Here is a 10,652-nt window from a genome sequence, read left to right as displayed (position 1 = left end):
ACTTTCACCAATTAGCAATGAACGGCTTGCTAGGCACGCGGCACGGCTTCAGCTTCCTCGGCAGAAATCCGCTGCCTGCGGGATCTTCAGCTCGCGCTGTTCCCCCAGGAGTGTCGCATTTTTCCGCAGCTTTTTGTGATTTTCTATTTGAGTGAGAGGAGCTCCATGGAAAACTGATTTCACAAGTTTTATTCTTTCAAAAATTAGAACCTCACTAATAGCGTAGGCAAGATACGTAGACTCCTGCGGAAACAACACGTGTCCGAAGACCCCGCAGGATGCACCTGTGTCTTCTAGTAAAGCTTCGTAGTAGGCTTCCTCGGTGCAAGGGAGCACAGATGTTATTTCAAGTAGTCCCCTGGCTGAGGCCGTGTCCGCGGAAAGCGAAGTATCTTGCCGAAGCGATTCTTTGCACTCAGCTTGGGCAGTATGGCAGAAAGTCATGCTAAAGTTACTGCGTATTATATAGATATTACGCAAAAAGGTTTGTTTTAAAAGGCAGCATTCTTTTTATAAAACAGTTTTATCCTAAACTATCTCTTTTGCGATATCCGACAAATCCAATTACAGCACCAATCAAATTAAGGATCATTAAAATAATAATTGGCATCCAGATAAATTCATCAACTGGGAGCTGAGGGATATGAGCAAAGCTGGAGATATTGGAAATCCATTCTGGTAAATCTAGTAATCCTCCTAAATAAACGGTAAAAAAAGAAAAGACTAAATAGGCCCAAACCAACGGAGTCCATCTTGGCAAGCAGCCAAATAACAAGGTTGCGATAACCACTAGCAGCCACATCGCAGGTAAATATGCCATGCCTGCTTTTAATAAATTGCTAAGAGGAATTGCATCCTCCATTACTGCAGCCGCACTAACCCAAAGTCCATATATGGCTAAAAACAAGGCTGCCGCTGCCGTTATGATTCCTATCGTAAAATTAACAGCAAGCAAATAGAACCTTGATATACTTCGTGTCAACAAATTCTCAGTACGCTGTTTCTTTTCTTCTCCTCTTATTTTCAAAAAAAATAAAAGTGCTGGTACTGTTGCGATGATCGTTAATACCACCATCAACTTCGTAACAAATTGTTCCGTTAAAGTATATTCAGGGTTATTTCCAAACATCTGTTTCAGCATATCATTATTTTCAATAAAAGACTCTAAATCTCCGAACACAGAGCCATAAGAAATGCCTAATGCAAACATTCCAATCATCCATGATATCATAGCCGTTCGCTGCAGCCTTAAATGAAGTCCTATCGTAGAACGCAAAAATATAGAAGCTTTTTGCTTACCAGGTTTGGATGTCAAAAATCCTGCACCGACATCACGAATATTATTTAAAAAGAACGCAAGAAATAACAGAGCTAAGTATATAATGATTGAGGTAAATACTGGCCACCAATGATTGGAGACATAGACTTCTGTTCTTAACACTAAACCTAACGGCGACATGAGGCTTATTGCCTCACTGCTCACATCTCCAATAGCACGCATGAAATAGGCAATAAGCATAAACGAAAAAGTGAAACCAAGAGCTCCACGTGCTGTTTCCGTTAGTTGAGCAAAAACGGCTGTAATAGCGATAAAAATTAATCCTGTACTTGCCAATGTCAATCCATATAATAAAGATCCTTCAACACCCATTCCTTCCAAATTTAAGGAAATTAATCCCAAACCAATTAGTAATCCAATCACAACATTTAAAACACTAACCATTATAAAGGCTGTGGTTAATGGGGCTAACCGGCCAACTGGCAATGATCTGATTAACTCTAACTTGCCATCCTCTTCTTCTGTTCTCGTTAGTTTTGTTACCATTAAAATACTCATAATAGCAAATACTATCGCCGTAAATAATAACATCTCATGTGCCATCATAGCACCATTTGTATAATGATCTGATCCATAAACAGGACCAACCATCGCTATCATTGCGGGGTTTTTCATTGTCTCTGCAACTGCTTGCCGTTCTTGATCAGTTTGATACAATCCCGTAATAGATACCGCAGTTAAAAGCGTGATCGCAACTAATGAAACAGACCAAATGAGATTTGATAAACGGTTCTGTCTCCATTTTAAAGCTAGAAGACGATTCAATTGGAAAAATAACATGTGATCACCTCATTCCCAAACCTGTTCATTTTTATAATGACGCATAAATAAGTCTTCTAAAGTAGGCGGCACACTCTCTAACTTTTGCACTTCAAAACGGGTAATGAACGCCATCACTTCAGATAAATGCTCGCCATCTACTTGAAAGGAATATTCCCTGTCTTCCGTCTTTACATCATGCACACCACGTAATCTGGATAAATCCTCTATTGGTTCTTTAGTTACTACTTTGAGATTAGTACGTGTTAAGTGTCGTAGCTCATCCAATGTTCCTGTTTCAATCATTTCTCCTTGTCGGATAATCCCAACTCTATCACAAAGCTTTTCCACTTCTGATAAAATATGACTGGATAACAAAATACTTTTCCCTTGTTCTTTTGCTTCCAACACACTTTCTTGGAAAACTTGTTCCATCAAAGGGTCAAGTCCCGAAGTCGGTTCATCCAAAATAAATAAATCAGCGTCCGAGGCAAAAGCAGCAATTAATGCGACTTTTTGTCTGTTCCCTTTTGAATACGTTCCACATTTTTTGCGCGGATCAAGTTGAAACCGTTCCATCATTTCTTTGCGTTTATCTTGATTGATTTTTCCTCTTAATTTCAAAAAGACATCAATCACTTCCCCACCGGTTAGGTTTTCCCATAGGTGAACATCACCTGGCACATAAGCAACCTGTTTGTGAATCTCCACCGCATTCTTCCAAACATCTTTTCCAAAAATGGTAGCAGAACCTGATGTTGCTTGCAGTATTCCTAACAAAATACGAATTGTTGTAGACTTCCCTGCCCCGTTAGGGCCAATAAATCCAAACACTTCCCCCTGTTTCACTTCTAAATCAACCCCATTCAAAGCAGTGAATGATCCAAACCTTTTCTGGAGATTATTTACTTGAACAATGCTCATGATTAAAACCTCCTTTAACAATTTTTGAAATATTTAAAGTTATATATTTCATAATATACAGGTTTATATTGGAAATCAATATTTTTTGAAATTAATTTATTGTTATATTTCAAAATTTCTCTTAAAATAAAGAAAGACCTCCATGTGCGGGTTTTCTTCAGCCCCACTGATGGTTAGCGAAACTTATCAGGGTGCTAGCGTCCGTTCCCCCCACTTCTACTTCTTTCATTATGCTAAGTCTTGAAGTGGTGGTCTTACGGACCATTGTTCACCGTGATAAAGAAGAGGTGAACATTATGGATGGTTTTCAACGAAGAAGAGAATGGAAAAAGAAAAATATATTAGAAGCTACCTTTCAACTTTTTTTAAAATACGGTATAAAAAAAGTGTCTATTGCTGAGATTGCAGAAAAAGCAAATGTATCTCAAGTCACGATCTACAACTATTTTGATAGTAAGGATAACCTTATACAACAAGCAGTCATCAACTATATTGAAAAATCCTATCAAGAATACCAAGATATATTAGACAGCAACATTTCGTTTTCAGAGAAGATAGAAAAAATTATTTTTAATCAAAAGGATATCGCACAACACATACATGAGGAGGTTTATGATTACATCATGACCGATTTTAAAGATGGATCATCCTACCTAGAAAAAATGTATCAAGAAAAATCGATCCCTTTTTTTCAACAATTAATCAATGAAGGAAAAGAAAAAGGATTTATTTATCCTGATCTTTCAGAAGAAGCCATCATGTTTTATATTCAAATGTTAAAAGATTATACACAAAAAAAGGAAGTAGCAAAATACTTATTACCTCTTACAGAAGATATTTTGAATATCTTCTTTTATGGCATAATAGGTAAAAGAAAATAAGTTATTTTTGATTACAGACGACATTAACTAGTAACTGGACAATTTGAAAGTAAGAGGTGTATATATGCAAAGATTAGTTTTTGAAAAAAAGTGGGAATATACGATTAGTGCGAACGATAAATTACAAATCCAGCAGCTATTTAAAAAGACCAGTTCAAATCCAGAACAAAAAAGCATAGATATGTACCCGATTCGTTTTGCCCTTAATCATCGAAGAGATTTGTTAGCAACCATGCTGATTCACAATTTTACAGATCAATCCATTAATCTAAGCAACATGGAAATCAGCATTTGTTACGATAAATTCGAAATAGCTCATCATTCCTTTCAAGAAGGGCGTCTAAGATTACAAGCTAATACAAGTATGCCTTGGACCTTTATTTTCCCTGAGGGATCGTACGATGATTTTCCTTCTCAAACAGACTCTATAGCTATCAAAATTCGATAACTCTAGATATATCGCCAAACACTTTGTCTGGCATACCTGTCCCACATTCATTCCCATTCCCCAGCAGAATGACGAATAGTCCATTCTTTCTTTGGGAATGAATTTTTATTAGATCTCTGTCTATTATTTCTTCATCTAAAATATACATAAAATAACAGACAAAAAATTCGAAGTTTACCGTTATAATGAAAGGGTAATAATTTTATAGTTCAATAGACATACATCGTTGTACTCAAGGGGGCATTTTGTGAAGACACATTTTCACTCAGCACTTTCTAACAATAATATATATTCTATTATAAATTCTATTCCAGAAGCGGTTATTGTATTAAAAATGAAAGATGTCAATGCATTTCAAATAGTCGAAGCAAATAAACAAGCGGAGACACTAACTGAATATAGCCGCAATGAATTAGTAAAGATGTCACCATATGACCTTGTAGATGAAAATTATCTAAGTCGAGTATCCCTAGATTTCCATTCTATAGTTGAAAGTAACATGTGCGAATTTGAGTCCTTACAGGTAACGAAAAGGGGTCGGACATTTCCAAGTATGGTTAAGGCGCAACGATTACCATTGTCTGATGACCATCATTACATTATTAATATCATTTATGATATTACCTGTAAAAGGAAAACGGAGGATTTATTAGAACAAACCAACAAAGAGTTAATATCACTTTTTGACTATAATCCAGATATTATTTTTATGATGAATCGTGAAGGATATTTTACTAACGCCAATCCTGCTTTGGAACAGTTGTTAGGGTATAAAAAAAGTGAATTTTTAAATATGCATTTTCTTGACATTGTTTATCCCGAGGATATTGATTCAGTAAAACAATACTTTCGTCAAGTCATACATAACGACACTGTTCAAGTCGAAAGCCGGGTTTTAGATAAGAATAAACAGATCGTTTCAATAAATGTAACAGCTGTTCCTATTCATAAAAATGATCATATTACTGGAGTCATTGGTATTGCTAGGGATATCACCAATGAGAAAGAAATGTCCAAGCAATTACAAGAGAACGAGCAGCGCTACCGTTCTATTTTTGACCATAATGTTGACATGGTTTTAACTTTAGACTTAGAAGGAAATTTTATAGATGTTAATAAAGCAACAGAAGAATTAATGGGATATCAAGCGAAAGAATTAACTGGAACTCATTTTTTACCTTATATTGTCCCTGAACTGCATGACTTCACAATCAATGAGTATAAAAAAGTAGGTAATGGCACAGCTATACAATATGAAACATGCATATTTAATAGAAAAAAAGAACGAGTTTATCTGCATGTAACCGTGATTCCAATCATTATTGATGGAGAAGTAACCGGGGTTCATTGTATTGGAAAAGACATCAGCGAGAAAAAAATATTTGAAGAGAAATTAAACTATATGGCATACCATGACTATGCAACAGGATTGCCAAATCAGCACTTTTTTTATGAAGAGATGGAGCAAATCATTAAAAGGGCGAAACAGAATGATTCGATGTTTGCCTTATTCTTTCTTGATTTAAATCGTTTTAAAGCGATTAACGATTCTCTTGGTCATAATATGGGGGATTTGTTATTAAAAAAACTTGCTAAGCGCCTTTCTTCGTTCTCGTCATCCAAAGTGACACCTTTTCGATATGGCGGAGATGAATTCACCATATTATTGGAAAATACCAATTTATCATTAACGACAGACATAGCGAATCAACTTAAGCAGACATTATCATTACCCTATCAATTAAACGGGATCGACATTGTCGTAACACCAAGTATTGGAGTTAGCCTTTATCCGAAGGACGGAATAGATTGTAAAACATTAATTAAAAAAGCAGATAATGCCATGTATTATATGAAGTATAGAGGTACCGGATCTTTCCAATTTTATGAAGATTCATTAGAAAACACCATACGAAGCGATATAGAATTAGAGTCTCATTTAAGAAAAGCTATTAAAGAGAAAGAATTTCATATCATGTATCAACCATTAATTGACGCAAAGAACGATCAAGTTTTTGGAGCAGAGGCCCTGCTTCGCTGGAATAATAAAAAGTATGGTCCTATACCACCAACAACCTTTATCCCTCTAGCGGAGGAAAGTGGGTTAATTGTGGATATCGGTGAATGGGTATTGGAAGAAGCATGTTTCCAACTAGTCAAGTGGCATAAAAAAGGACTTACTCATTTGACAGTATCCATTAATATTTCAATTCGACAATTTTATCAAACAGACTTCGTCCCAAAAATACGCCAAATCATAGATAAAACTGGGGTTAACCCTGAGTCTATTAAAATGGAGATAACCGAATCGATCGCCATGAATGCTGATACAACCATCATGATCTTAAAGGAATTAAAAAACCTTGGCATCCAAATTGCGATGGACGATTTTGGCACAGGCTACAGCTCTTTAAACTATTTAAAAAGATTCCCAATTGATCACTTAAAAATAGACCAATCTTTTGTTCAAGACATCTCGAACAGTACAGATGACCAAGATATTGTCTCTACCATTATTTTATTAGGTAAGCATTTAAAAAAGCAATTAATTGCGGAGGGCGTAGAAACTAAAGAGCAAGTAGAGTTTCTAAAAAAACACGATTGCGATATTCTACAAGGCTATTATTTTAGTAAACCGATGGAGGCAGGCAACTTTTCTAATTGGGTTAGAGATTGTGAAGAAAAAAGACAGTAAGTACGCTTGTACTTACTGTCTTACATTTTACCATCCTTTATATTACAAACGAGTTGATCATACACTTCTCGGTTCGTAAAAGATTGGAGAGGTACTATCCTTTCTGTTTTCGCATTCTCTTTAACTCCTTTTTCTAACTGTTGATGGCAAATAATAAGATTTGCATCTTCTGGTATTTCACTAATAGAAGCATTTTCGACCTCTATACTCAACCCTTCTTGATCCAACTTCTTTTGTAAAAGTCTCGCTCCCATTGCACTAGATCCTAGCCCTGCTTCACATACAAAAACAATTTTATTTATGGGAGGCTTTGGATTACCGACTGTTTTTCGTAGAAGCGGATCTGCTTCATCCTCCGAATCCAAAGGTATCCGATCCATTGTCTGCAGTCTATTGAATCCAAGCACAGCACTCCTATTATCATCTGTAGATGGAGAGAACTCCGTATCTTTGATTAAGAATATACTTGTCACAAAGGAAACAAAGGCTGACATCAAAACACCTATGACAATATAAATCATATCCTCTCTAGGTGCTAATCCAATAAAAAAGATAATACTGCCAGGAGAGGCAATAGATGCTAAACCAACGTGAAAATACTGAAAAAAATATATGCCCGTCATTCCACCTAGCATCACAGAGATGAGCAGTTTAGGGGTCAATAATACATATGGAAAATATACTTCATGAATCCCACCAAAAAAATGAATAAAAGAAGCTAGTTTTACCCCTTTTTGCTTATCGCCAGTTGTCTTTAACCAATACGCTAATAGTACACCTAATCCTGGCCCGGGGTTAGCTTCTAAAAGAAAGAAGATGGATTTCCCTAATTCTTTTGCTTGATGAATACCCAAAGTACCGAAAACACCATAATTCAAAATATTATTAAAGAAAAATACTTTAGCTGGCTCTATTATCAAAGATGCTAGAGGTAAATAAGGAGAATAGATAATATTTTCTAATAATTGAATCGTCCATTCTACCCCTGTTGCGAAAATTTGACCAATATACAAAAAAGATACAATCGTAAGAATAATAGTAGGAACGGCTAGAATAATATTACTTATTAATAATTCATAACCTGTAAGCGGCAGCCTCCTTTTTATATAATCATCTGTATATTTGACAAGCCAACCTGCTAAAGGCCCTATCACCATTGCCCCTAAAATAGCTGGGGCTGAACTAGCAAGCGTAAGTGCAAATGTAATAACAGATGCTACCACTCCACCTCTTTGTCCACTTAATAATCTTCCGCCAGTATATGCGATGAGCACAGGTAGTAAAGTGTTATAAATAGGGTTAACTAGTAATAATATCTGATGATTATACCACCATCCATACACACCGAAAATCTCACGGATAACCCCTACTAAAATGATGACTAGGATATTTTGAGCGATCATCGCACTTACTATTTGTCCTATTTTTTTCATGTTTGATAACCTTTCATAACCTCTCTAGCTCTTTTCTCATATGCGGTTGATAATATAGATTCGATGACTTCTCTTATTAAGGGATCCTTTCGCGAATGAAGAACTTGAATAAATTCTTCATCTGCTAATGAAGCGCTAATTTCACTAATCATTTTTTTATACTCTGTCGTAACATCTTTAGGAGTTGCTAATATTAAGGCTGTCTGAATAAATTGATCTTGTCCAGTGTCATCCACCCAATTCGTTGGCTTTTCTAAACAAAAAACTCCTGCAAATAAGCCTTTTACCCCATCTGTTTTGGCATGAATCATGGCCACACCATCTAAAACGAATCCACCTAATTTCTCACGAAAAGATAAATCGTCTATTAACAAATCTTTGTTACAGACTAGTGCATGGTTCCCTACCAAATTAACAAAATCTGACAAACCAACATTCTTAGTTGCTGTAACAGGAGTGATATATAAATGGTCTAATATTTCAACCATTGCTGCTCCATATCTTGCTAATATATTCACACTACTTTTGGTGTTAGTTTTGGGATAAGTATTTTTTTCTAACTGAACCATATGTTTTTTTATATTTTCTTTATCTTCTTCTGTTAAAAAAGGGCTGACAACTACTACTTTAAGACTGCTTACTTCTTCTGAAAGGGAAATAGTTGAAATAATAAAATCCACATCTAAACTATTTTCTGGCATCGATTGGAGTTGATGCAATGATACAATTTCTTTGACTATTAATTGCGGCATAGCTTTTTTAATATTAGAAGCCAAGTAGGTTGATGTGCCAAATCCGCTGGCACAAACAACGAGTACATGATAATGCTGCACCATTTCCTCTTCTTCTCTTAATTTAGATGCCCCTACATGCATTGTTAAGTAACCGACTTCACTTTCAGGAATATTAATATTTAATCTTTTCTCGAGAAAAGCACATGCATTTGAGCATGATTTAAATACGTCTTGGTATTTGGTTTTTATCCTATCTATCATAGGATTATGAATTTGTAATCCATATTTCAACCGGTTAAAAGCTGAAGCAAAATGAGCAATCAAGCCTTCACGTAATACTTCATCTCCTTGTAAAGAGGATTGCAGATGCCTTTCCGTTTCGTTAATAAATAAATCCGTTAATTCAATCCATGTGAGTTCCTCATTACTCGTTGTCACTAAATTGGATTTAGATACTCGGGCTCCAGCTAAATGTAGAGCAATATATTCTTTTTCTATCTTAGGAATCGGTATATCAAATTGTTCTTCTAGGCTTTCTACAATGTGATCCGCTAATTGATAGAAAACTAAATCTTCTTGCAGGGAAAAAGATAAACTGTTGTCCTCCACGAAATTACCAGCTTTCACTCTTTCTACGGTTAGCAGAATATGAACAATTAAATTAACATAATTTTTATCTGATAATTCAATGTTTGTATGTTGTTGAAGCGTTTGACGGACGATACGTTCTATTGTATTTATGTCATTATTGCTAGCTATTTTTAATAATCGGGTGTAAATCATATTATCCATCAACGAACTTGCACCATCTTCTTTATTTACCCCATGAAATAATTGCAGCCATTCCTCAAAAGGAACATCCTTATGGAGTAATTTTGATAAGTAATGTCTTCTTTGCTGCTCAGAAGCTTTTACATAAATACCTATTCCTGGCCTTTTGAATAGAATGATTTCATCTTTGCGCAACTTTTTATCTATAAACTCCAGATCTGTTGCAATGGTTGCCTCTGTTACATCATATTGTTTACTTAATGCATATTGTTTGATAGGTTCCTTGGAGACAATTAAATCGTAAGTTATTCCATCTCTTCTATCTGTAATGCTATAATGCGATTTCATTTTTTGCTGATTTAGATACTGTTGAAGCTGTTGTTTATCATTTGTATTTCCAACAAGCTCTATTCCAGCACCTGCTTTACTTTTCATCTTTATATAGAATGGCTTTAACTGTTTCTTTAATTGATTCATTTCACGTTGAATTGTTCGTTTACTTACATTTAACTCTTCTGCGAGTTCTTGATAAGATATGAGACGATCAGCATGAAATAACAATTCAATCACTAGCTTTTGCCTATGTGTAAAGGTTGGTAGATTCATAGGTTGACCTCCTTATTGCTATATATCTATCATAGCAAGGAGAGGTAAAGAAATCACCTTTT

7 protein-coding genes are annotated in these 10,652 nt (G+C 35.4%); 3 read left to right on the top strand and 4 right to left on the bottom strand.

What is annotated here, in order from left to right; genetic code table 11:
* Positions 1–523: 523 nt before the first annotated feature.
* Positions 524–2,119 carry an ABC transporter permease gene (locus GHD00_RS13045; RefSeq protein ID WP_163538611.1) on the bottom strand — a complete coding sequence of 532 codons (1,596 nt, stop codon included), beginning with the start codon at positions 2,117–2,119 and terminating at the stop codon, positions 524–526.
* 9 nt (positions 2,120–2,128) lie between these two features.
* Positions 2,129–3,022: an ABC transporter ATP-binding protein gene (locus GHD00_RS13040; RefSeq protein ID WP_163538610.1), complete on the bottom strand. Its 894-nt coding sequence runs from the start codon at positions 3,020–3,022 to the stop codon at positions 2,129–2,131.
* Positions 3,023–3,318: 296 nt separating this feature from the next.
* Between GHD00_RS13040 and GHD00_RS13035 the strand changes: the two genes are divergently transcribed.
* The 3 genes from GHD00_RS13035 (at position 3,319) to GHD00_RS13025 (ending at position 7,046) form a co-directional block, all read left to right on the top strand.
* Positions 3,319–3,903 (top strand): TetR/AcrR family transcriptional regulator, encoded by a 585-nt coding sequence (locus GHD00_RS13035; protein ID WP_163538609.1) that lies wholly within the window; start codon positions 3,319–3,321, stop codon positions 3,901–3,903.
* Between the two features lie 64 nt (positions 3,904–3,967).
* Complete coding sequence (locus GHD00_RS13030) at positions 3,968–4,351, top strand: SLAP domain-containing protein (protein WP_163538608.1); 384 nt, start codon at positions 3,968–3,970, stop codon at positions 4,349–4,351.
* 247 nt (positions 4,352–4,598) lie between these two features.
* Complete coding sequence (locus GHD00_RS13025; protein WP_240468699.1) at positions 4,599–7,046, top strand: sensor domain-containing protein; 2,448 nt, start codon at positions 4,599–4,601, stop codon at positions 7,044–7,046.
* Between the two features lie 20 nt (positions 7,047–7,066).
* Here the strand turns inward: GHD00_RS13025 and GHD00_RS13020 are convergent, their stop codons facing one another.
* Together GHD00_RS13020 and GHD00_RS13015 are read right to left on the bottom strand one after the other, a co-directional pair.
* Positions 7,067–8,479, bottom strand: a complete 1,413-nt coding sequence (locus tag GHD00_RS13020) for a PTS transporter subunit EIIC (protein ID WP_163538607.1) — start codon at positions 8,477–8,479, stop codon at positions 7,067–7,069.
* Positions 8,476–10,590, bottom strand: a complete 2,115-nt coding sequence (locus GHD00_RS13015; protein WP_163538606.1) for a BglG family transcription antiterminator — start codon at positions 10,588–10,590, stop codon at positions 8,476–8,478. Before GHD00_RS13015 ends, GHD00_RS13020 begins: the two co-directional genes overlap by 4 nt.
* Positions 10,591–10,652: the final 62 nt, after the last annotated feature.

Source organism: Gracilibacillus sp. YIM 98692, assembly GCF_010993965.1.
Lineage (GTDB): Bacteria > Bacillota > Bacilli > Bacillales > Amphibacillaceae > Gracilibacillus.
The sequence above is the reverse complement of the archived record's forward strand: the minus strand, read 5'-3'. Positions and strand labels throughout refer to the sequence as shown.